Annotated in this window: 16 protein-coding genes; 4 read left to right on the top strand and 12 right to left on the bottom strand. The window is 63.7% G+C overall.

From position 1 onward, the window contains the following. Positions 1-185: 185 nt before the first annotated feature. The 5 genes from BLT26_RS13515 to BLT26_RS13495 form a co-directional block, all read right to left on the bottom strand. Positions 186-1,235, bottom strand: coding sequence for a glycoside hydrolase family 16 protein (locus tag BLT26_RS13515; RefSeq protein ID WP_245720713.1), 1,050 nt, complete (start codon positions 1,233-1,235; stop codon positions 186-188). Then, positions 1,232-3,193: a glycoside hydrolase family 3 protein gene (locus BLT26_RS13510; RefSeq protein WP_091515451.1), complete on the bottom strand. Its 1,962-nt coding sequence runs from the start codon at positions 3,191-3,193 to the stop codon at positions 1,232-1,234. The genes BLT26_RS13515 and BLT26_RS13510 overlap by 4 nt, the downstream gene beginning before the upstream one ends. Positions 3,194-3,330: 137 nt before the next feature. Beyond that, positions 3,331-5,922, bottom strand: a complete 2,592-nt coding sequence (locus BLT26_RS13505) for a glycoside hydrolase family 3 protein (RefSeq protein WP_091515447.1) — start codon at positions 5,920-5,922, stop codon at positions 3,331-3,333. A gap of 58 nt (positions 5,923-5,980) precedes the next feature. Beyond that, positions 5,981-7,003: a glucokinase gene (gene glk, locus BLT26_RS13500; protein ID WP_175453123.1), complete on the bottom strand. Its 1,023-nt coding sequence runs from the start codon at positions 7,001-7,003 to the stop codon at positions 5,981-5,983. 228 nt (positions 7,004-7,231) lie between these two features. After that, positions 7,232-8,560 (bottom strand): sugar MFS transporter, encoded by a 1,329-nt coding sequence (locus BLT26_RS13495; RefSeq protein WP_091515441.1) that lies wholly within the window; start codon positions 8,558-8,560, stop codon positions 7,232-7,234. 379 nt (positions 8,561-8,939) lie between these two features. Between BLT26_RS13495 and BLT26_RS13490 the strand changes: the two genes are divergently transcribed. After that, the gene (locus BLT26_RS13490; RefSeq protein WP_175453122.1) at positions 8,940-10,193 is read left to right on the top strand and encodes a sensor histidine kinase; all 1,254 of its coding nucleotides are present in this window, start codon (positions 8,940-8,942) and stop codon (positions 10,191-10,193) included. Next, on the top strand, positions 10,190-11,029 hold the full coding sequence (locus BLT26_RS13485; RefSeq protein ID WP_091515434.1) for a LytR/AlgR family response regulator transcription factor: 840 nt from the start codon (positions 10,190-10,192) through the stop codon (positions 11,027-11,029). Before BLT26_RS13490 ends, BLT26_RS13485 begins: the two co-directional genes overlap by 4 nt. Before the next feature lie 152 nt (positions 11,030-11,181). On the opposite strand, the gene BLT26_RS13480 is transcribed toward BLT26_RS13485, so the two are convergent. The 5 genes from BLT26_RS13480 to BLT26_RS13460 form a co-directional block, all read right to left on the bottom strand. Next, entirely contained in the window at positions 11,182-12,453 is a 1,272-nt protein-coding gene (locus tag BLT26_RS13480) for a sugar MFS transporter (protein ID WP_091515432.1), read from the bottom strand. Positions 12,454-12,741: 288 nt separating this feature from the next. Beyond that, positions 12,742-14,226: a tryptophan halogenase family protein gene (locus BLT26_RS13475; protein WP_091515428.1), complete on the bottom strand. Its 1,485-nt coding sequence runs from the start codon at positions 14,224-14,226 to the stop codon at positions 12,742-12,744. A 39-nt stretch (positions 14,227-14,265) separates the two neighbouring features. Next, a complete protein-coding gene (locus BLT26_RS13470; RefSeq protein WP_091515425.1) occupies positions 14,266-15,276 on the bottom strand; it encodes a cupin-like domain-containing protein in 1,011 nt (336 codons plus the stop codon). Beyond that, positions 15,273-16,829 (bottom strand): tryptophan halogenase family protein, encoded by a 1,557-nt coding sequence (locus BLT26_RS13465; RefSeq protein WP_091515421.1) that lies wholly within the window; start codon positions 16,827-16,829, stop codon positions 15,273-15,275. Before BLT26_RS13465 ends, BLT26_RS13470 begins: the two co-directional genes overlap by 4 nt. Before the next feature lie 143 nt (positions 16,830-16,972). Beyond that, entirely contained in the window at positions 16,973-19,942 is a 2,970-nt protein-coding gene (locus BLT26_RS13460) for a TonB-dependent receptor (protein WP_091515418.1), read from the bottom strand. A gap of 476 nt (positions 19,943-20,418) precedes the next feature. On the opposite strand from BLT26_RS13460, the gene BLT26_RS13455 reads away from it, so the two are divergent. Both BLT26_RS13455 and BLT26_RS13450 read left to right on the top strand, forming a co-directional pair. Beyond that, positions 20,419-20,859 (top strand): DUF1810 domain-containing protein, encoded by a 441-nt coding sequence (locus tag BLT26_RS13455; RefSeq protein WP_091515415.1) that lies wholly within the window; start codon positions 20,419-20,421, stop codon positions 20,857-20,859. A 372-nt stretch (positions 20,860-21,231) separates the two neighbouring features. Further along, positions 21,232-22,008: a LuxR C-terminal-related transcriptional regulator gene (locus BLT26_RS13450; protein WP_091515411.1), complete on the top strand. Its 777-nt coding sequence runs from the start codon at positions 21,232-21,234 to the stop codon at positions 22,006-22,008. 196 nt (positions 22,009-22,204) lie between these two features. Here BLT26_RS13450 and BLT26_RS13445 read toward each other — a convergent pair whose 3' ends face one another. Continuing rightward, positions 22,205-22,774 (bottom strand): DJ-1 family glyoxalase III, encoded by a 570-nt coding sequence (locus BLT26_RS13445; RefSeq protein ID WP_245720712.1) that lies wholly within the window; start codon positions 22,772-22,774, stop codon positions 22,205-22,207. Between the two features lie 34 nt (positions 22,775-22,808). Then, positions 22,809-23,663 carry a carbon-nitrogen hydrolase family protein gene (locus BLT26_RS13440; protein WP_091515404.1) on the bottom strand — a complete coding sequence of 285 codons (855 nt, stop codon included), beginning with the start codon at positions 23,661-23,663 and terminating at the stop codon, positions 22,809-22,811. Positions 23,664-23,695: the final 32 nt, after the last annotated feature.

The raw sequence follows: 23,695 nt of genomic DNA, 5'->3' as shown, positions 1-23,695 counted from the left end.
CGGGCAATTTCCCCCAGTTATTTTTATGTTGCCTACATCATAACGGTTGGAGCGCGGTCGCCCAGAGGGATACGGTGGGCGGAGGGACTGGCGCGATTGGCGATGTGCGGGGGCTACCGGGGCCGGTCGCGGCCAGCGGCCGCTCCTACGGAATACCGGGGGGGATTCCGCAGGAGGCGCGTCGGTCAGGCTTCGGGGGGCTGCTTGCCCGGGTTATGGACAAAGTCCTCGCCGCGCGCGGCGCAGCCCTTGCCGGTCTCGGGATCGCGGGTGCATTGATAGACGCGTACGTAGTCCACTTCCATCTGCTGCGGGAAGGCGCTCTCGTCGATGCCGGTGTCGTTTTCCTTGCCGGCCCAGTTGCCGCCCACCGCGAGGTTGAGCAGCAGGTGGAAGCGCCGGTCGAAGGGCGCGTGGGGGCTGTCGGGCTCGGCGGTGGAGTACCAGCCATCACTGGTCTGGGTGGCGTAGTGGTCGCCGTCCACGTACCAGCGGATTTCGCCCTCTTCCCACTCCAGTGCGTACTCGTGGAAGCCGTCGGCGGGGTTGGCGCCGTCCGGCAGGCGGTAGGGCTCGCCGCTGTGGACGTTTTCCGGTGAGGGGCCGCCGTAGTGGAGGGTGCCGTGTACCCGGTCCTCACCGCCCACATGCAGGTTGACCGCCTCCATGATGTCGATCTCGCCGGAGCTAGCCCACCTGCCGTAGTCCCAGTCGGTGGGCAGCATCCACACCGCGGGCCAGGAACCCTGGCCGCGGGGCAGTTTCGCCCTGATCTCGAAGCGGCCATATTTCCAGTCGCCCTTGCCGGCGCTGCGCAGGCGCCCCGAGGTGTAGGTGCCGCTGCCGCTGGTGTCGGCCGGGTCGTAATCCGGGTGATCGTCCATTACTGCCGGGCCGACCGCGTCCTCGCGGATGGCCTTCAGGTGCAGCTGCCCGTCGGCGACCCAGACGTTGTCCGGGTCGTCCACATAGCACTGCGCCTCGTCATTACCGCCGCCCCAGCAGTTGCGCTCGTAGCTCCACTTGCTGGTATCCAGCTCCCGGCCGTCGAATTCGTCGCGCCATACCAGGCAGTAGCCGCTCTCCAGTGGCGTGGCCAGGCAGGCCTGCGCGCCGGGAGTTGCGGTTGCGCTCGCGGTTTCGGTCTGGGTCTCGTCGCCACCGCCGCTACAGGCGGCGATGGCGAAAACAGAGAGTACGGTAAGGACCAGGCGGCACTGCCAGCCTGTTTTCACTGCTGCCCCTCCCCGGCCGGGCCCTCTTCGGCCCGTCCATCTTCGGCATAGGTCAGGCCGAAGCCGTATGGGAACAGTGGATCGTACTCCTCGTCACCCACATTGATGGGGATCTGCTTGAGGTTCTTCGGCCAGGTGACCGGCAGCTTGCCGCTGGGCGCGTAGTCGCCAAACAGTACGTCGGCCACGCCGGCGCCCTCGGTGCCGGGCAGCCAGGCTGCCACCAATGCCTCCCACTGGGGCAGCTGGTCGGCAATCAGCAGCGGGCGGCCGGAGACCAGCACCACGGCAGTGGGTACACCGCTCGCCTCGACTTTTTCCAGTACCGCCAGCTGCTCGTCGCTCAGCGTCAGCGGCTTGCACAGCTCGCAGGGGGCCTCGCGGTAATCGCCCATGCCCTCGGCATAGGGATCCTCGCCCACCACCACGATAGCCACGTCGTGGCCCTCGGCACCGGCGCCGTCGGCACTGTAGGTCACCGGACCGCCGGCCACTTCCTTGATGCCCTCGAGGATGGTGGTGCCCTCGGTGATATCACCGGCCTTGCCCTGCCACTCGATGGTCCAGCCGCCGGACTGCAGGCCGATATCATCGGCGTGGGAGCCGGCCACGAATACCTTCTTGCCCTTCGCCAGCGGCAGCAGGCGATCGGTGTTCTTCAGCACTACCTGGGACTCGCGCACGGCCTGGCGACCCAGCTCGCGGTGGTCCTTGTGGCCCAGCAGCTCGTCCGCGTCGGGACCGTTGGCCAGCGGCGGCAGCGGGTTCTCGAACAGGCCTGCCTCAAGCTTTACCTTCAGGATGCGGCTGACGGCATCATCGATGCGCGCCATGGAGATCTCGCCGGCCTCAACGGCGGCGGTCAGGTCGGTGATGAACTGCTGCCACTTCTCGGGCTCCATCACCATGTCCACGCCGGCGTTGATGGAGCGCACCACCCGCTCGCGGTTGGTCTCGGCCGGGATTTCCTTCAGGGCCTCCCAATCGGAGATAGTGAAGCCGTCGAAGCCCAGCTCTTCCTTCAGCACGCCGGTGATCAGCTCTTTGTGCTCGTGCATCTTGGTTCCGTTGACGCTGCTGTAGGAGATCATCACGGTACCCACGCCGGCATCCAGGGCGGGCTTGTAGGGGGCGATGTGCAGCTCGCGCAGCTCCTCGTCGGAGAGCTGGGTGTCGCCGCGGTCTATCTCGTAGTTCTCGTCGCCGGTGCCGTAAGTGGTGCCGCCATCACCGACCCAGTGCTTGGCAGTGGCCACGATCTTGTTGTCGGCCAGGGTCTCGCCCTCCATGGGGCCGCCCTGGAAGCCGTATACCAGCGGGCCGGCGAACTCGGCCACCAGCTCGGGGGATTCGCCGAAGCACTCGTAGGAACGGCCCCAGCGCTCGTCGCGGGTTACGCACAGGGTGGGGGCGAAAGTCCAGGAAACGCCGGTGGCAGCCACTTCGCGAGCGGTGACATCGGCAATTTTTTGCGCGAGCTCCGGGTTCCGCGTGGCGCCCAGGCCGATGTTGTGCGGGAAGATGGTCGCGCCCACCACGTTGCTGTGGCCGTGCACGGCATCGGTGCCGTAGATGATGGGGATTCCCAGGCGCGTGGAGGTGGCCGCATCCTGGTAGTCGCGGATCATCTGCACCCAGTCCTCGCGGGTGTTTTCACCCGGGAAGGAGCCGCCGCCGTTGAGGATGGAGCCCAGGTGATATTTCTTCACGTCTTCCGGCGTGGCGTGGCGGCGCTCGGCCTGGGTCATCTGGCCGACCTTCTCCGCCAGGGTCATCTGGCTCACCAGCTCGCGCACGCGGCTGTCGATATCCTTGCTTGCCATCTGCTGTTCACCCTCGGCCGCGGGTTTATCGCCGGCCTGTTGGGAGGACTGCTGGGCGGGCTCCTCGCCGCCACAGCCGGCCAGGGCCAGCGCGAGTGCCAGCGCACCTGTACGGAAAATATTATTGCTGTTCATTTTCTCTCCTTGGCGGTGCAGGCCGCGGACGAGAAGAGTCGCGGCTCTGCCTGTGATTATTATCCGGTTCCCAATGCGCAATGCCCGGGCGATTGCCCGGGCATTGCGATCAGTCAGTACTCACTACGCTCCCAGTATCAGCCCTGGCAGCGGATCTCTGCGTCTTCCGCAGCGTTGGGCACATACTTGATATTAGCAACCGCGAGCGAGAGCTGCCCTTCGGTGCTGAGTGCCAGCGCATTGGAGACCTGGCTGAAGTCGGCTCCCTTGTCGACGAAGCACTGCAGGTCGATGGAGAGCTTTGACCACTCGCCGGTTTCCAGCGACTGCAGGGCATTCTGCAGCGGCAGTTCGGCGACACAGTCTTCGCCACAGGCGACGGCGGCACTGACCGGCTGCTCGGGCTTGCTGTCGACGCGCACATCGAAGCTGAGCGCGGCGCCTTCCTTCAGGTAACGGCTCAGATCCTGCGGTTTTTCTGCGGCGAGCGTCACGCTGCCGCCACGCAGGCCCTTCCACTGGATCTGGCGGGCATCTTCCTGGGACTCCATGTCGATGGAGGCCACGATGATGTTCTCGTCGTCACCGCTGACGGCGCGGTTGCCGGCCATCACCACCGGAGCCCGGTCGGCCTCGGCGATCTGCAGCTGCCAGGGCGCGCGCGGGCGCGACACCAGCATCCAGGCATCTTCCAGCGCGCCGTCGGTGTAGGTCTCGCCGTCCTCGGTCAGCTCGTTGCTCACCAGGGATTCCTGGCCGTACTGCAGGCCGTAACCCAGCTCGAACAGCGGCTCGTAATTCTTGTGGTAGGGGTTCAGCACGGTCTGGTGCACTTCTTCCGGCCAGCTGAACGGCAGGGTACCGGTGAACTCGTAGCGCACATTGCCGTCGGCATCGGTGAACAGTACGTCCGCCACGCCGGCGCCCTCGGAGCCCGGCAGCCAGGCGGCTACGAAGGCATCGGAGGCGTTCATCTCCTTGTTCACCCACAGTACGCGGCCGGACAGGAACACGCTCACTACCGGGATGCCCTGGGACTTGAGCTTCTTCAGCAGCGCCAGGTCTTTCTTGGTGGCCAGCTGGTATTCCAGGCTGGACAGGTCACCGTGCCACTCGGCGTAGGGCTCCTCGCCGAACACCACGATGGCCACGTCCGGCTTTTCGCCGTTGGCAAAGCTGTCGGCCGCGAACTCGCCCTGCTCACTCAGGAGCGCTTCACCACCGGCGCCCTCAACGGCTGCCTCGATGCCCTCGAAGATGGAGGTGGCCCCGGGGAAATCCTCGCGGGTGTTGCCGGTGCCCTGCCAGGAGATGGTCCAGCCACCGCTCTGCTTGGACAGGTTGTCGGCGCCATCGCCGGCGACGAGAATGTTCTGGGTCGGCTTCAGCGGCAGCAGCTGGTCGTTGTTCTTCAGCAGCACCAGCGACTTGCGCACCGCCTCGCGTGCCAGCGCACGGTGCTCGTCACTGCCGAGGATGCCGTCCTTGCCGGCCAGCGGGCGCTGGTGCTCGAACAGGCCGGCGCGAACCTTGACGCGCAGGATGCGCCGCACCGCATCGTCGATACGCGCCATGGGGATCTCGCCGCTCTGGGCCTGGGCCAGGGTGTTCTTGTACAGCTCCTTCCAGTCGGACGGCACCATGAACATGTCCAGGCCGGCATTGATGGCTGCGGCACAGCTGTCCACGGTGCAGCCGGGCACGAACTTGTGGCCGTTCCAGTCACCCACCACGAAGCCGTCGAAGCCCAGGCGCTCTTTCAGCACGTCGGTCAGCAGGTGCTTGTGCCCGTGCAGGCGGTCGCCGTTCCAGCTGTTGAAGGAGGCCATTACGGTCTGAACGCCGGCGGGCAGCGCGCCGAAGTAACCGGCCGCATGCACCTCGGCCAGCTCCTTTTCCGGCACCTGGTTGTCACCGCGGTCGATACCGCGCATGGTGCCGCCGTCGCCAATCCAGTGCTTGGCGGTGGCTACCAGGTTCTCGCCGCGCAGGAAGTCGTCGTCGTTCTTCTCGCCCTGCAGGCCCTTCACCATGGCTTCGGCATAGGCCTTCACCACGGCCGGGTCCTCGGAGTAGCTCTCGTAGGTGCGGCCCCAGCGGTCGTCGCGCACTACCGCCACGGTGGGGGCGAAGGTCCAGTCAACGCCGGTCACCGCCACTTCACGCGCGGTGGCCTCGCCGATGCGGCGGATCAGCTCCGGGTCACGGGCGGCGCCCAGGCCGATATTGTGCGGGTAGAGGGTGGCCCCAACGATATTGTTGTGGCCGTGCACGGCGTCGCTGCCCCAGATGATGGGGATGGCGGTGCCGCCGTCGGAAGTGTCCATGGAGGCCTCGAAGAACGCCTCGGACAGGGCCAGCCAGTCCTGCGGGGTGGCGAACTTGTCATTGTCCGGGTAGCTGCCACCGCCGTTCAGCACGGAGCCCAGGTGGTATTTCTTCACGTCTTCCGGGGTGACGTACTTGATCTCGGCCTGGATCATCTGGCCGACCTTTTCCTCCAGCGACATCTGCGCCATCAGCTCGTCGACACGGGCCTCGACGGCCGGGTCCTTCGGCAGCGCCGGCTCGAGTTTCGGCCAGGCGCTTACGTCGCCGCCGGCCTGGGCGGCCGTCTCGGCACCCTGTGTTTCCGCTTTCGCGTCGGTGGATGCTGCACGCTCGCCGCAGCCGGCGAGGATCGCGCTGCACAGCAACAGGCCTGTGCCCACTTGCCGGGAAAATGACATGGACTCTCTCCTCATTACGCTTTGCGTTCTTATCTGTCGTTCTGTTTTATCGGTCGTATTACTTCTGGCCGCCGAGGTAATCGGCAGCGCCGTGCAGGGCCGGGAAGGGGTGGCTCACCAGGTACACGGGCAAGTTCTCCAGGTAAGCGGACATGGGCCCCTTGGCGCGCAGGCGGCGCTCGAAATCGCTGCGCACCAGCAGCGGGCGGATTTTCGGCGGGATGCCGCCACCCAGGTAGAGGCCGCCGCGGGCGCCCATCACCAGCGCTACGTCGCCGCAGAAGCTACCCAGCAGGCCACAGAAGGTTTCCACGGCATCGCCGGCCAGCTGGCAGTCTCCCACCAGGGCGGCGGTACTGATGTCGGCCGCCGTGCGCTGCGGGGCCTGCACGTCGCGCAGGGCGACGAGCGAGCGGTAGATATTTTCCAGCCCCGGGCCGCTCAGCAGGTGCTCGGCAGAGACATGCTCGAACTCGCGGTGCAGGTAGCGGATGATGGCGAACTCTTCGTCGGTAGCCGGGGCGATGCTCGCGTGGCCGCCCTCGCCCGGGCGGGGCTCCCACCCGGTAGCGGTGCGCTGCAGGCCACAGACACCCAGGCCGGTGCCCGGGCCCACCACCGCGCGCACCGGCTCGTGCTCCGGCAGCGGGCCGGTGAGGTTGTCGATTCTCTCCAGGTGAGTCCCGTCGAGGCCCGGACAGGCCATGGCCAGGGCGGCGAAGTCGTTCAGCAGGGCGACCCGGCTGTAGCCCAGCGCACTGGCCAGGCCGGTGCCGGAGAAACGCCAGGGCAGGTTGGTAACCGCTACCCGGTCGCCGTCAATGGGGCCGGCCACGGCGATACAGGCCTCGCCGACAGCGGCGGCCATGGCAGCGGGGATGGATTCCAGGTAGGCGCGGGCGGCCTGCTCGAGGGACTCGAAGTCGGCGCAGCGCAGGGTGTGGATTTCCTCCACGGCCGCGCTGCCGTCGACCTCCCGCGCCAGGCCGAAGCGGGCGTTGGTGCCGCCTACGTCCGCCACCAGTTTCCAGGGCTGCTCTGTGACCGGAAACGCGGTCGCGGCGTTATCGGAAGGTCCCAAGTGAAGTTTTCCTGCCTGCATAGTCGAACCCTGTACTGCGGTCTTTATCTTTGTTCCTGCGCCGTGCGCACGGGACGCCCGGCAGCCTGACAAAATGCAATTACCGGCCCGCGCTGCCAAGTGCCGCGGGGCGGATAGTCGGTGACGTGGTCCGAATACCGGACAAGATGGAATCGGGGCGGACGGATCCACCCGCCCGACCGCGCGACCCTACCCGGGCGGCCAGTCTTACAGACGGTTGCGCAGCAGCGGGGAGAAAGTACCGTAGTAGACGATGTAGCAGTAGCACACCAGCGGCACCAGGAAGGACAGCTGGATGCCGATGCGGTCGGCCAGGATACCCTGCAGCAGCGGCACGAAGGCGCCGCCGACGATGGCCATGCAGAGGATCCCCGAGCCCTGGCTGGTATGGCGGCCCAGGCCCTGCAGCGCCAGGCTGAAGATGGTGGGGAACATGATGGAGTTGAACAGCCCCACCGCGATAATGGCCCACACCGCCTGCATGCCGGTGGACATCATGGCCAGCACGATCATCACGGCGGCGCCCAGGCCGCAGGTGGCCAGCATCAGCGCGGCGGACACGTAGCGCAGCAACAGGGCACCGGCGAAGCGGCCGATCATCGCCCCGCCCCAGTAGTAGGATACGTAGCGGGCGGCCTCGCCGGTGCTCATGCCGGCGACGCCGGGCTCACCGAAGAAATTCACCAGGAAACTGCCGATCGCCACCTCGGCGCCCACGTAGACGAAGATCCCCACGGCACCCAGTGAAAGGCGCGGGTGGCGCAGCAGCTGCAGCCGGTCCCCGGCGCGGGAGCGAACCTGGGAGGGCAGCTGGTGGCCGGGAATGCTGGGCAGGCGCAAATAGGAGAAGAACGCCACCATCAACAGCAGCACCAGCGCCAGCCAGAAGTACGGGGCCTCTACCAGGGCCGCCTCCTGGGCCCGGAAGGCTTGCAGGCCCTCGGCGGTGGTGCGGTCAATGCCGCTGGAAACCCCGGCAAAGATCACCAGGCCACCGAAGAAGGGCGCCAGGGTGGTGCCCAGCGAGTTGAACGCCTGGGTGAGGTTGAGCCGGCTGGGGGCGCTGACAGCGCTGCCCAGGGCAATCACGTACGGATTGGCGGATACCTGCAGGATGGTGATACCCGAGGCCAGTACGAACAGGCCCAGCAGGAATACCTCATACACCTGCATGCGCGCGGCGGGGATAAAGATCAGGCAGCCGGCGGAGGCAATGAGCAGCCCCATTACCAGTCCCAGCTGGTAACCCACGCGCCGCAACAGCATGCCGGCGGGAATGGAGACAATAAAGTAGGCGGCGAAGAAGCTGAACTGGACGAAGATCGCCTTCGTATAACTCAGCTCAAAGACGTTCTTGAGGTGCGGGACCAGGATATCGTTGAGGCTGGTGATGAAGCCCCAGATAAAGAACAGGGAGGTGAGCACCACCAGGCCGGTGCGTGTCGGGACTGTGGCGGACGCCGCGGAACTGACCGGCGCCGCAGATCCCACATGGGATCCACCTACCTCGCCCGCACCGGTAACTAGCTCTTTCATGGAAAATCCGGTCCTACCCCTGCAATCTTTTGAATCGCGGGGCGGCCGCATGCGCGAACCGCCCGCGGGCGCGAGCCGGGGATGACTCGCTGTATAAGTCCTGTGAGACTTTATTCTTTCTGCACCGCCGGGCGGTGCAGGTGTCGGCAGGGGACAGATTGTGCCCGTCCCGATGCCTAAAAACCACTCTATCACAGCCGCGCCGGGACGCCTCATCCCGGTCCGTAACCGTCACGACAAGCCGGACCGAATGTGCGCCGGGCGGGAACGATGCACCGGGCCGGCTGGTCACAAGCGACGAGGCGGGCCAAACCACCGACGAGGCGGACCGGTGGTCGCCCTTGGCGCTGGCCGCCCAATTGCGACCGGGTTAACATCTGTGCAACGGTTAACCAACCCGATGATGAGTGACATAGAGATAGAATCCCGGGCCACCATGCCACAAGTTCCCCCACAGCAGGCTGACCCATTGGTCCCGCTGCACTCCCAGCGCTGGTTCTGGAAACTGCAGTTGGTCAGCTGGCTGGGTATTCTGGTGGTTACCTTCCTGTCGCTGACTTTCTGGCACTCCTCGGTCGAGTGGCCCCGGTTCGAGCCGGCTAACACGCTGTTCCAGTGCTCTGTCGCCTTCCTGCTGTCACTGCTGCTCCGGCCGATCTTCGATATCGCCTGGGAGACGCCGGTGGCACTGCGCACCTTCATCTACCTGGTTGCGGTGGCAGTCATCGCCGGCATCTGGACCCTGGTGCGCATGGAGATGTATATCCGCCTGACCGGCGAGCACTCCCTGTGGGCGGAGTTCGGCGGCTGGTATTACGCCTCGCTGTTCGTATTCCTGTTCTGGAGTGCCCTCTACTGCGGGGTGAAATACTACCTGCTGCTGGAGCACGAGCACGAAAAGATGCTGGAGGTGGCGGCGGTGCACGAGCGCGAGCAGATCAAGCGCCTGCACGCCGAGGCGGTGGCCAAGGAGGCGCAGCTGAAGATGCTGCGCTACCAGCTGAACCCCCACTTCCTGTTCAACACGCTAAACAGCATCAATGCCCTGATCCGCTTCGACCAGGCTGGCGAGGCCCGCGATATGGTAGTGCGTCTCAGCCAGTTCCTGCGCCACTCCCTGACGGAGGACCCGGTGCAGAAGGTAAGCCTGGAGCAGGAGATAAATGCTGTCCTGCTCTACCTGGAGATCGAGAAGACCCGCTTTGCCGATCGCCTGCAGGTGGAGCTGGATATCCCCGCGGAGGTGCAGCAGGCGCGGGTACCGAGTATGCTGCTGCAGCCTCTGGCGGAGAACGCGGTAAAATACGCCATTGCCCTGAGCGAGTCCGGCGGAGTGATCAAGGTGGTCGCACGCCGGGTGGGATCACAGCTGGAGCTGTGCATCTGCGACTCGGGCAGCCATGAGGACTCTAAAGAGCGCGAGAACAATAAAGACGCGGGCGCGCAGGAACAGGCCTCCACCGGAGTGGGCCTGGCCAATGTGCGCGAACGCCTCAGCACCCTGTATTCCAATAATTACAGCCTCAGCCAGGAGCACAAGGAAGGCGGTGGCATGCTGGTACGCATCCACCTGCCGCTCGAGCTGCCCGCCACCAGAGCCGGGGCAACAACACCACAGGAGGTACCCGCATGACCCACCTGAGAGCGGTGATCGTCGATGATGAACCACTGGCCCTGCGCCTGCTGCAGGCCATGCTGGAGGAGCTGCCGGATATCGAAGTGGTGGCCAGCTGTCGCAACGGCCGCGAGGCGCTGAACGCCGTCGCGCGCCACACGCCGGACATCCTGTTCCTGGATGTGCAGATGCCGGGCATGAACGGCTTCGAGGTAGTGCGCCGCCTGCAGGGCGACACCATCCCGCTGGTGGTGTTTGCCACCGCCTACGACCAGTACGCCGTGGACGCCTTCGAGGTCCACGCGGTGGACTATGTCCTGAAGCCCCTGGAGACCGAGCGGCTGCAGACCGCGCTGTCGCGTGCCCGTGAGCGCCTGCAGGGCGATTCCGCGCACACCGGCGGCAGCGAGAAGAACCGGCTGCTGGCCTCGATGGAGGATATCGAGCAGCGCAGCCAGGGGGGTGCCAGCTCCGCACCCTCGGAGAGCCAGCCCCGGGAGGGCAAGGCCAAGCTGGCGATCAAGGATCGCGGCCGCATCACCATGATCTGCCAGGCCGATATCGAGTGGATCGATGCCGCCGGCGACTACATGTGCGTGCACGCCAGTGGCGAGACCCACGTGATGCGCAGCACCATGAAGGAGTTGCAGGAGCAGCTCTGCTCAGACAATTTCAAGCGGGTGCACCGCTCCACGCTGGTCAACCTCAATTTTATCGAGCATATCCAGGTACTCAGCAAGGGTGAGTACCTGCTGACCCTGGCCAGCGGCTCCGAGGTCAAGGTGAGCCGCAATTACCGCCAGCCGATCAAGGAATACCTGGACGCGAGCCGCGGCCAGGCGGCCATCACCTAACGCTGTCCCTCGCCTCCCGAAAGCGCCCCGCCGGCACCCGCCCCGGCGGCGGCGCGACCAATCCCACCCTTAACGTTTTTCCCGGACAAAAAAAAGCCCGGCAAGCTATCGCTGCCGGGCAAACCCTCTCTAGGGAGATGACGAAAGCCCCATCAGCTTTCCGTGGCAATACGATGTCCGCGGACACCGTAAAAGAGGATATAGAGATAACAGACGATGGGCAGGACGAAGGCCAGCTGCACACCGATCTGGTCGGCCAGGAAGCCCTGCAGCAGCGGCACTATGGCGCCGCCGACAATTGCCAGGCACAGGATGCCGGAGCCCTGGCTGGTCACCGGACCCAGCTTGGCGAGAGCCAGGCTGAAGATGGTCGGGAACATGATTGAGTTGCACAGGCCCACCGCGAGGATGGCCACCATGGCCACCTTGCCGGTGCCGCCGACGGCCAGGGCCAGCAGCACGCAGGCGCCGGTAGCGCAGGCACCGAGCACCTTGCCGGCGGAGAGGTAGCGCATGACCACCGCACCGATAAAGCGGCCCACCATCGCGCCACCCCAGTAGAAGGCCACGTAGTAGGCCGCCTTCTCTTCGGTGATACCGGCGATATGCGATTCGGACAGGAAGTTAACCAGGAAGCTGCCGATGGACACTTCGGCGCCCACGTACAGGAAGATGGCAATCGCGCCCAGCACCAGGTGCGGGTGACGCCAGGCAGAGTCACCCTTGACCCCGGATTCCATGGTGGGGGCGTGGCCCTCGATGCGCGGCAGCTTCAGCAGCGCGAAGGTGATGGCCAGGGCAGCCAGGGCACCGGCGAGGATCAGGTAGGGCAGCTCGACCGCTGCGGCACGCTCGGCAGCGGACAGCTGTCCGGCGCCGATGCCCGCTACGGACAGAATCAGGAAGGCGCCGAAGAAGGGCGCCACCGTGGTACCCAGCGAATTGAACGCCTGGGTCATGGTCAGGCGGCTGGCCGCGGTCTTCTCATCACCCAGCGCGGTCACGTACGGGTTGGCGGAGACCTGCAGGATGGTGATGCCCGCCGCCAGGACGAACAGCGCGATCAGGAACAGGGAGTAGACCTGCAGGCGCGCCGCGGGCACGAACAGCAGGCAGCCGACCACGGCTACTGACAGGCCCACCACGATACCGCGCTGGTAGCCGATCGCGCCCACCAGCTTGCCGGCCGGCAGTGAGATCATGAAGTAGGCGCCGAAGAAGCAGAACTGCACCAGCATCGCCTGGGCGTAGTTCAGGTCGAACACGCTCTTCAGGTGCGGGATCAGGATGTCATTGAGACAGGTAATGAAGCCCCACATGAAAAACAGTGAGGTCAGTGCTACCAGCGCAAACTGGTGGCTGGACTGTGAAGACGAGGACGCGCTGACCGCTCCCGTCTCCAGGTTTGTTCCCAGAGTTGCCATCTTTATTGTTCCCAATACATCATATTTTTGTGTGGGCTGTCTTGCTCGGCCGCCGCGCTCTCATCATTCGCGGCACCACATGGGTGGCAGTGGCCGGAGCTTGTCAGGGCTATTTCTATCACGCCTGCTGGCGCTGTCGGGGGGCTTTTCGATGAGAAGGATCAAATAGGGGGCAGCAGGGACCGGGCTTTGCACCAGGATTGCGCATGCCCGGTCGTGGCGGGAACGCTCCCCGCCGTGTGGTCACGGGCGGGAGCCGGCGCCGTGGCCGGCAACCCACCCGGGGAGTCACTGTCCCTGGCCTGACATGAGGCTGGCCAGGTAAGTGTTGTGGTCCTGCAGGCGTGACAGGTCGCCATCCACGCCCGCCTTGACGTGGGCGATGAAATCCCTGAGCTCCTGCTCGGGCATGGTATCCACCAGCGGGTGGTAACGCTCCGGCATCAGCCCCTGGCCGATCATCACCTGCTGCCATGAGTCCACGAACAGCTCGTTGCCCTCGCGGTATACATGGCCGGTTTCGCGGAACATATCGATCTTGGCAGCCAGGCTGTCCGGCACATCCATCTGCCGGCAGTAGCGCCAGAATTCCGTATCGTCCCGCTCGGTTACCTTGTAGTGCAGGATGATGAAATCGCGGATGCGCTCCATTTCGAAATCGGCCTGCCGGTTGTATTCATCGACCTCGATCTGGCGAATCTCCCGGTGGGGGAACAGCCGCAGGAAACGCACAATGTTCTGCTGGATCAGGTGGATACTGGTCGACTCCAGCGGCTCCAGGAACCCACTGGACAGGCCGACGGCCAGGCAGTTCTTGTGCCACTGCTTACGCCTGCGGCCGGTCTGGAACTTGATTATCCGGGGGTCGGCCAGCGGCTTGCCCTCGATATTGTCCATCAGTTGCCGTTTTGCAGACTCGTCACTCTGGTACGCTCCGGAATAGACCAGGCCATTGCCCACCCGGTGCTGCAGCGGGATGCGCCACTGCCAGGCACTCTCCCGCGCGATTGAGCGCGTGTAGGGAATTGGCGGCGCTACCGCTTCAGTCTGCACCGCAACTGCGCCGTCGCAGGGCAGCCAGTGGGACCAGGATTCGAAACCGGTGTGCAGGGTCTTCTCGATCAACAGCGCGCGCATACCTGTGCAATCGATGAAGAAGTCCCCATCCAGCTCGCGGCCGGAATCCAGCTTCAGTGCGCGGATGTGGCCGTTCTCCGGATGCAGCATCACCTGGTCGATCTTGCCTTCAACACGCTTGGCGCCATTGCTCTCGCTGAACTGGCGCAGGTACTTCGCGTAGAGGCTGGCATCAAAGTGGAAAGCGTAGTTGAGGCCATTGTTGGGGAGGTGGGTAAATTTCTCCGCCTCTGCGGCTCGCCGCTCAAGGCAGTAGTCACCGAAATCGCCGGCCAGCCCAAGCTGCTTCGCACGCAGCCAGAAATGCTGGAAACCACAGGCCCAACAGTCCTTACCGGTGACCCCAAAGGCATGAATGTAGTCCTTGCCGACATCGCGCCAGTTTTCGAAGCTGATGCCCAGCTTGTAGGTAGCCTGGGTCGCAGCGAGGAATTCCTTCTCGTCGATACCCAGCAGGCGGTGAAAGAACAGCAGTGTGGGAATGGTGGCCTCGCCCACGCCGACTGTGCCGATGGACTCCGACTCCACCAGGGTGATGTCCAGGTCCTTTCCCATCAACTTGGACAGGGCCGCGGCTGTCATCCAGCCGGCCGTGCCGCCACCGGCAATCACAATTTTCTTGATGGGTTGGGTCATAGCTACCTCATCCTTTCGTCAATTCACCAGTCCGTGGATTCAGGGCATCCGCTGCAGTTTTTCTATCAATAATTTTTTCAGCTGCACCGCCATTTCACGATCGACTTCCCCCAGGACGCCGCGCCGTTCCGGCGGTATATGTGCAACCGCTTCCTCGCGATGCACCACAAAGTGCTCGAACAGCTGGCCCCAGGCCTGGCGCTGTGCTTCCGGCAGCGTGCCGATCGACAGCAGCGCGTGCAGCATCGCATCATGGGGCAACCCGGTCCAGGTAGGGGTTGACCGCCACCAGTAGTTGACCAGCATATTGAGGTCATCCAGGCCCTCTACCTGGTGCCACCACATGCTGGGCACGAAGAGCAGGTCACCCGGCGACATCTCCGCTACCGTCGCCGCAGCGAGCGCCTCGCGATAGCGCGGGAAGCGCTCAAAATCCGGCGCATAGAAATCCACCATGCTGATTGCCTGGCCGGCCGGATTGAAATCCAGCGGTCCCGGATAAAGGTTGGCGACCTGTTCGGGCGGAAAAAGGGTAAAGCGGCGGCGGCCCGCCACCACACAGGCCAGGTTTTCGGGCAGGTCAAAATGCGCTGCTATACGCGTGCGATTGCCAAACCACATGGATACCAGCGGCTGGCGACCGGCAAGCTCCAGGTCGTTCTGTTCGCGCAGGCCCGGCAGGTGGTGATCGATCGGCGTCGAGCCCACATAGCAACAGTCTTCGCCTGGGGCCTGCGCCTCTATCTCTCTCAGCGTCGGCACCAGCTGGCCGGTGCCACGCGTGAAGTTAAACCCGTCCATGGCCTCGTTGTAGAAGATACGCCCCTGCGCTTCGGCATCGGCGCGAAATACAACCAGCGGCCGACCCTGGTCAAAGCTGGCGAGATAGTCAGCCAGCGCGCCTGATTTGGCCGCCTGTACCAGGGGCCAGTGAGCCAGGGCCCCCTTCATCAACAGGGGAGTGGTCCGGCCTTCGATAATATCGGCAACCTGCTCCGCGGGCACATCGTCCCGGGTCTCCACTGGAGGAATAAATTCGGGGTAATTCATCTGGCACCATCCCGTCCGGGTTCGCGCGCGAGCAGCTGCTCGATCAGCTGCCGATTATCCGGGAGGCCCTGGCGGAAACTGGCCAGCTGCCGCTCCAGCTCGCCCAGCAAGGAGCGGGCCCGCTCGGAATTGCGGTCGGCCCGGGGGGCGCGCGCAAAATCGCACGGGTGCCCCATACCATTCAGTACATAGCGGTAACTGGCTGGCGGAAACAGGGGCTGCGCCTCGGGAAAGTCCTGCCTGCCCGGGGGGCGGTGCCGCCACAGGGCGAGGTTTTCCCGGAGCGATTCCGGGATGGAGGAAAGCTCACGGTGCGCCTGCCAGTAATCGGAGTCGGTCCGTACAGACAGCACATAGTGGAGTTTGAGGAACTCGATAATATTGTCCCAGTGGGACAGCATCTGGCGATTGAAGCGCTTTGCGGCCATCTCCATTTCGCTGGCCTGGGCCGGCAGCAAATCGCGAATCAGGCCCGCGGACTGCTCGATCAGCGCCAGCGCCGAGGCCTCCAAGGGTTCGATAAAACCGGCCGCCATGCCGACGGCGACACAATTGCCTTGCCAGAAAATTGTCCGGTGACCCGGGGAGAAACGCAATTTGCGGACAGGAAGGTCGCTGTCCAGCGGCACCGCGGCCTCATCGGCGAGAAAACGCCGGAAATCCGCCTCGACCTCTTCCTCATTGGTGAACTCGCTCGAATAGACATATCCCATACCGCGGCGGGTCGGCAGGCCGATATCCCAGATCCAGCCGTGGGGGCGTCCCGTTGAGCGCGTGACAGAGGCTATGGGTGCCTCTGGTGACGGGTGCGGAACCTGCGCTGCCAGCGCCCGGTCGTTGAACAGTACGGAAGCCTTGCTCTCCCAGCCGACACCGAGATGCTCACCGATGATCAGTCCGGCGCTGCCGGAACAGTCTATAAACAGGTCGGCCGCCAGTCGCTGCCCGTCACGGGTAACCAGCGCAGCGACGGAGCCGTCGCTGTCACCCTCTACACGCTCGACTTCCGCCTGCAGGTGTCGCACGCCCAGTTGCTCGACACAGTGGTCACGCAGGCACTTGCCGAACTTTACCGCGTCAAAGTGGTAACCGTAGTTGAGTACCCCGGCATACTCGGGTGTGGAGAGCTGCTTGGGTGCGAGGCTGGCATCACAGATGGCTGCCTGCGGCGTCACCGTGTAGGCGTAATTGTCCTGCCCGCTGTACGCTGCCAGATCCAGCTCGAAGTAGCCGTGGGGGAGTGAAAATGGATGGTAGTAGCGATCGTCCTTGCTGTCCGAACGCCACGAGGAAAAGAGTGAGCCCTGCTTGAAGGATGCGTCACACTCTGTGAACAGTCGTAGTTCCGACAGGCCGATGCGACGGAGAGTCTCGCGCATCGAAGGCCAGGTACCCTCACCGACACCCACCGTGGGCAGGTCGGGGGACTCCACCAGGGTGATTTCACAGTCACCCCCGCGGGCGCGGCTGTGCTCCGCTGCCAGTACCGCTGCCGTTAGCCAACCGGCGGCGCCGCCGCCCAGAACTAGAATGGATAATGGAGCCTGTTGCATTGCAGATTCTTACCGCTTCAGGAAGGACCCAACATACACCAGCAGAAAACTACACGCCAATGCAGCCCTGACTGACCGGTTGACAAAAAAGGGGGGCAGCAAGCTGCCCCCCTTCCTGGAGTTACTTCCTATTGGCGGATGCCTCAGAAGCTGTAACGCACACCCAGGTTATAGCGTGCACCAGTCTGGATGGTGCCAATCATCATGTTTTCATGACGACCGTGCAGACGCTGGGTCTCGTTGGTCAGGTTGATACCTTCCACGAACACGGACAGGTTGTCCTGGATGTCGTAGCTGGCGTTGGCATCCCACTGGCCATAGGCTTCAGTGTAAACCGGGTTACGCTCGCCGTTGCCGTCGAAGGTGCCGGTCAGGAAGTTGTCGCGCCAGTTGTAGGCAATACGTGCCTGGATACCGTTCTTGTCGTAGAAACCTACGACGTTGAACGAGTCGCTCAGGCCCAGCAGTGCGAACTGGTTGTCAACGCCTTCACCCTTGTTGGTGTTGTAGTTGTCGTACGCGATATCGCCGTCGACAGTGGTAAAGTTGACGATACCACCGAAGCCGGAGTCACCGAACATGTGCTGGACAGCAACCTCGAAGCCGTCGATTGTGGCATCCTCGGCATTGACCGGCGTGATGACGGTGAAGACAGCGGCAGGATCGCCCGCTTCTGCAGAGCCAGTGAACGGCTCGCCGTACTCCGTATTGAGGTAAGTCCGCACGCTTGTCGCGTTGACTTCTTCACCCGCCGCTTCCAGCGCTGCCACCGCTGCCTGGTAGCGCGGACCATTGAATGGATGCGCCAGATCAAATGTGGTTTCCTGGTAGGAGGTCTGGCCGATGAAGTTCTTCACGTCCTTGCGGTAATAGCCGGCGGACACGTAGCTGCCTTCACCGTAGTACCACTCGGCAGACAGGTCGAAGTTGGTGGACTCGAAAGGATCCAGGTCCGGGTTGCCGAGATTGGAGGTGCCACCATTGAAGCGCAGACGCGGATTGATCGTCTGGCCACCCTGGATGTCACCGAAGCCCGGGCGAGTGATGGTTTTGCTCACGGAAGCACGGGCAACCACGTCTTCGGTCAGTGCGATATCGAAGTCGATGTTCGGCAGGAAGTTGGCGTAGGCCCCTTCACGGCGCTCGATGGTCTCACCAGTAGCATTGGCGTCGAACTCGTTATCGCCAGTCCAGGAGATCGAATCGTAGGTGGGAACCTTGGATCTCGCATCTACCAGGGTGTTCTCAAGACGCAGGCCCAGCACCAGGTTCATGGGCATGGGGACGTCTTCCCAGGCAAGATTGAACTGCGTATAGGCAGACTGCTGCTGTTCGACTACGGTGCGGTCGGTGGTGAAGTCGTCATCCACACACAGCACGGTGCCACAGGGGCTGATTGCCTCACCGGTGCCCGCAGCGATATCCCGCGCAGCAATCGCAGAGATCGCATTCAGCATGCCGTCGAAGTCAGCCGCATAGTAGTAGGGCGTCATGTCTGCACTGTCGGCGCTGCCGAACTGGTCCAGCGCACCGGCCATGCTCTTGCGCACAAAGATGCTGTCGTCGTAATCGGCCGGAGTGCCGTAGCCACCCCAGGTGCCGCGCTCGGCAACGGCGTAGGCAGAGCGGTTGGTGGACTCGGTGAAGCCAACACCAAAGTCAATGCTCTTGAACGGGCCGGCATCGACATCAAAGGTACCGGCAAACCGGGTCTGCTCGATGTCGTGCTTCATGAAGCTGTTACGGAAGCTGGTGCCGGAAGTCAGCATCTGCGCCGGATCGAAATCCTGCCCGTCGATGAACGTGAAGCTGGTGGTCGGCAGGTCCTTGCCGTAATTCACGGTGGTGGCAGCGCGGTTGAACTGCACACCGGCGATGGTGTTGTTGGTACCGCGACCGTCTTTCGCACCGTTTTCAGCAGTGGAGTTATGGTAGTCGAACTCCAGGGTCAGGTTTTCGCTGGGATCCCACACCAGGTTCAGGCCGACGGAGTTGTTCTCGTTGATGGAGCCCCAGTCACCGGCATTGAAGGTCACGTCAGCGCCGCTGCCGTCGGTGTAGACAATCGGCGCCACTACGCCGCCACTTTCAGGGCCCTCGGTAAAGGAACCGGACAGGGGAATACCGTTGAACCACGCGCCCATGGCGTTGTACTGCTGTTCAACGTCCTGCTCGGCGTAGGTGTAGTCGAGGGTCGCTTCAAAGTTGTCGCGCGGGGCCCACTGCAGGGTCACCTGAGCGTTGGTGCGCTCGCGCTGAACCTCGCCGAAGGCATAACCGATGCCACGCGGCATGGAGTAGACGTCGCCTTCCTGCGGCGGGTTTACGAAGTTGGGGTTGTCAGGAGCTACTGAACCCCAGTCACCCTGGCCGCCCGGGATGGTGTACCAGCCGGAAGGAGTCTCGGACTTGGCGTAGCCGCTGTCGCGCTTGGAGTAGGAACCGGTAACGGCCACACCGATGGTGTCGTCGGCAAACTTGGTGCTGAAGATGCCTGACAGCTCCGGCGTCAGGGAATCTCCATTGTCGCCAGCAGAGGTATCGTGGGTGGTCTTGGCGCCCAGGTTCAGGACCATGTCGTCCTGCTCCAGCGGGCGGGCAGTGCGGATATTGATCACGGAACCGATACCACCAGTGGGCAGGTCGGCGCGTCCGGTCTTGTAGATTTCCACCGCACTTACACTCTCGGCAGCCAGGTTGGCGAAGTCGAAGGAGCGGGAGGCGGAGGCGCTGGTGGCCTCAATGTTGGCCGCTGGCATCTGGCGACCGTTGAGGGTCACCACGTTGTAGTCGGGACCAAAGCCGCGAACGGTGACCCGGCTGCCCTCGCCGTTCTGGCGATCGATGGAGACACCGGTGATACGCTGCAGGGATTCTGCCAGGTTGGTATCGGGCATCTTGCCGATATCCTCGGCGGAAATCGCATCTACAACACCCTGCGCGTCGCGCTTCATGTCCATGGAACGGTCAAGACTGCCGCGGATACCGGTAACAACCACCTCTTCCAGGGCTGCGTCCTGGGCCATGGCACCGGCTGCCGGGAGCATAGTCGCCCCAAGAGCCATGGAAATAGTGACCGCGAGCCGGTCTTTTTGGAATAATTTTGTTCTCATCAGCACTTCCCCGAATTATTGGTTCTATTGACTCTCTCGATGAATACTGCACTGGCGAAGCATGTTCTCAGGATTCGCGGTCGCCGGCCCGATTTCGGCCAGCGTTCCTGCTGTCGCCCGGCGACCTCATCTCACCCCGGTGCAGTTGGCCGGGATGGATTCGGGGCGAAACAGCGCTTCTTCGCTGCCATTGAATACTGCCGGGTTTGGCGAGCACATCAATTCAGGGACGCCGGAAATAGGATATCCCGGATTAAAACTGCGGCAACCGGGATTCTCTGCCCCAATCTGGGTCGCCGGAACGCCCGTAATGCGCTGGCGCGAGCCATGATTGTGCGCCCTGGCCCGGCAAGGAGCGCCCGGTGAGGGGCGCCCGGCCGGCTGTGGCAGAGGGCTCTTTTGCGGCTAATATCTGGCTACTGGTCCCGCAGGCTCAGGACACTGGCGGTGCGGTTCCAGCAACAGCAGGAGGCAGCATGAACCAACCACCGCAGCAAAACGGGTTTAGCCTAGAGCGCTTCGTCACAGCCCAGCAATCGACCTACCAGTCGGCGCTGGCCGAGCTGGCTGCGGGCCGCAAGCGCAGTCACTGGATGTGGTTTATCTTTCCGCAGCTGGCCGGCCTGGGCCGTTCCGCCACTGCCCGGCACTACGCGATAGCGAGCCTCGCCGAGGCCCGCGCCTACCTGGCGCATCCGGTGCTGGGGCCGCGGCTGGCGGAGTGCTGTGAGCGGCTACTGCAGCTGGAGGGCTTGTCGGCCCACGACATCTTCGGCAGCCCTGACGACCTGAAGTTGAAATCGTCGATGACCCTGTTCGAGCTGGCAGCCGGTGGCGACAGCCTCTTCGGCAAGGTGCTGGAGAAGTATTACCGGGGCGATCGGGACCAGCGAACTATGGAGTTGGTGGGCACCTGACACCCTCAACCTTCACACTAAGCTTCGCACTGCAGGTCGCCCAGGCCTACCGCCGGTCCTCCCACTGCCGACCGTCACTCACCGGACCGCCTCTTTTGCGGGGCCCCCTCTGCGACCGCCTGCCGGCTGGCACACAACCTTCTCCAAGGTCTTCCGCCCGGAGCAGCTCTCACTCAGGCCGGGAGCCGGCCTCTCCTCCTGCACAGTGGAAATCTACCATTTTTGTGATATAAATCACACTTACCAAGAGAATTGCATCAACTTTGGGTGACTTGTTTCATCCTGGCCGGACAGCAGGGGACACCGGTCCACGACAGGGCCCGGCGACGCCCCGGCATTGGCTGCAAGAAAAACCAGAAGCAAGAGCAGCAAATGAAACCTGATAGTGACTTGTTGAAGGCGGTGTGGGCCTCCTCCAGGGAGCACCTGAGCCCAAGGCAGGTGGAACTGGACCGGTTCGACCTGGACCACCTGGTCTCCTCGATATTCAGTAATGGGCCCTTCTATTTCTACATCGTCGATTTCAAGACGTTCAGCCTCGATTACGTGAGCCCGTCCATCGCGGATATTCACGGCCTTGATCCTGAAACCGTGACATTCCAGGACATCCTCGACCAGGTTCACCCGGAAGACATGCCGTTTGTGGCCCGCGCCGAGCAAAAGGCAGTGGAAATCATCTACGAGCAGATACCGCCGGAAAAGCGCAAGAAGTACAAGAATTCGTATTGCTTCCGCTTCCGCACCGCCGACGGCTCTTACCAGCTATTCAACCACCAGGCGATCATGCTGACGGGCGATGGCGAAGGCCGCCTGAGCAAAAGCCTCAACATACACACGAACATCAGCCACCTGTGTGATGAGAGCAATCGCCACATGTCCGTTATCGGCATGATGGGCGAGCCGTCGTACCTGAACATCCCGGTGGACGAGGGCTCCTGCCTGCCCAAACCGTCCAATCCTGTGTTTACCGAAAGGGAAACTGAGGTAATCCGGTTTCTGTCCAGGGGAATGACCAGCCGGGAGATCGCAGAAGAGCTGTATATCGCTATCGATACGGTCAAGAATCACCGCAAGAACATCATGAAGAAAGCCGGCTGCAAGAATGCCGGGCAACTGATCGCCAGGTGCATTACCGAGGGGCTTCTTTAAGCCCATACACATGCCGGGGGCGCGAGCAAAATGACCCAAAGAGGCTATTGAGGAAAAGCCGGCCACCGGCAGAATAAGCGTGGGCCTCCCAAGAATGGATACAGAGCTCGAGGTTCAGCGGTACATGGATGTGCCGCATTTTTCCCCCGGACCATAGGTTCGCCCCATTCCGGGTTTCGCCCTGTGCAAAACGGGGTTAGGTTGCGGCCATCGGGCCGGCCACCGCCCGACGCTTATCCCCGCCGAGCAGGCAGGAGACCAGCTCCAGTGCAAACGCCATCGCCGTACCCGGCGCCTGGCTGGTGACCAGGTTGCCGTCGCGCACCACAACATCGTCGCTGACTGCCGCTGCCAGCCCCCGCAGTTCATTGCGAAAGCCACTGTGACAGGTAGCACGGCGGTCGCCGAGCAGGCCGTGGCGACCGAGCACCACCACCGGCGCGGCGCAGATCGCGCCTAGCCAGCGATCGCCAGCCAGCTGCTCGCGCACGATCCCCATCAGCAACTCGCTCCCGGCCAGGTGTTCCGCACCGGGCATGCCACCGGGAAGTGCCACCAGGTCCCAGGGCCCGTTCCCACACTCATCCAGCAGGCAGTCCGCCTCGATCACTACGCCGCGCGATGCGGTTACCTTCAGCGCCGGCATCGCGGAGGCCACCGTGACCTCGACGCCGGCGCGTCGCAGTACATCGATAATGGTAACCGCCTCGATTTCCTCGGTGCCATCCGCCACCGGCACGAGCGCCCGTCGCATTGTTCCAGCCATACCACCTCCTCGTGTCGGGAATCCAGATGCACCCCTATGGATGTAACCTGCGCATTTCCAGCAGGGGCATCTGCGCGCGAACTTCAGCCAGGCGCTCCGCTTTAAGGTCGGCCACGAGCACCGCTTCACTGGCGCCGGCCTCGGCCAGCACCTCGCCCCAGGGATCCAGTATGGCGGAGTGGCCCCAGGTGTGCCGGGTCGGGGAGTGCTCGCCGCACTGGTTGGCGGCAACCACAAAGCAGCCGTTCTCGATTGCCCGTGCCTTGAGCAGGGTAAGCCAGTGCGCCCTGCCGGTGACGCGCGTGAAGGCCGACGGCACCAGCAGGATCTCGGCGCCATCGGCGGCCAGCTGGCGATAGAGTTCGGGGAACCTGAGGTCGAAGCAGATGCTCAGGCCCAGCCGGCCCCAGGGCGTGGACACTGTCCGGGGGGCATCACCGGGCTCGATTCCGGCCGACTCGCGATAGCTGCGGGCGGCATCGTCCACCTCCACGTCGAACAGGTGCATCTTGTCGTAGCGGGCCCGCAGCACACCCTGCTCATCGTAGACCAGGCATGCCGAGCGGATTCGCTGCCCGGCCACAGCTTCGCCGTCCGGGCGCTGGGAAAGGGGCATCGCCCCGGCCACCAGCCACACCCCGCAGTCGCGCGCCCAGCCCTGCAGTGCGGCCTGGATTGGCTGGTGGCCCGGATCTGCATCGCCGGGGGCATATGCCTCGGCAACGCCGGCACTGCCACCATCCGCCAAGTGGGCGAAATACTCGGGTAACAGCACCAGCTCCGCCCCCGCATCCGCCGCCTGGCGCACCAGTGCGCCAGCCCGCTCCAGGTTGGCAGTCGGAGAGTGGCTGCTGGTCATCTGTATGGCCGCAACGCGCAGGTCTTTCATAGACTCCGTCCTCTGTCAGGAACAGCAAGCCC

The sequence above is a fragment of the Microbulbifer yueqingensis genome, assembly GCF_900100355.1.
In the GTDB taxonomy this organism is placed as follows: Bacteria; Pseudomonadota; Gammaproteobacteria; order Pseudomonadales; family Cellvibrionaceae; genus Microbulbifer; species Microbulbifer yueqingensis.
Note: the sequence above shows the minus strand (reverse complement) of the source record. Positions and strands in the feature narration are given on the sequence as shown.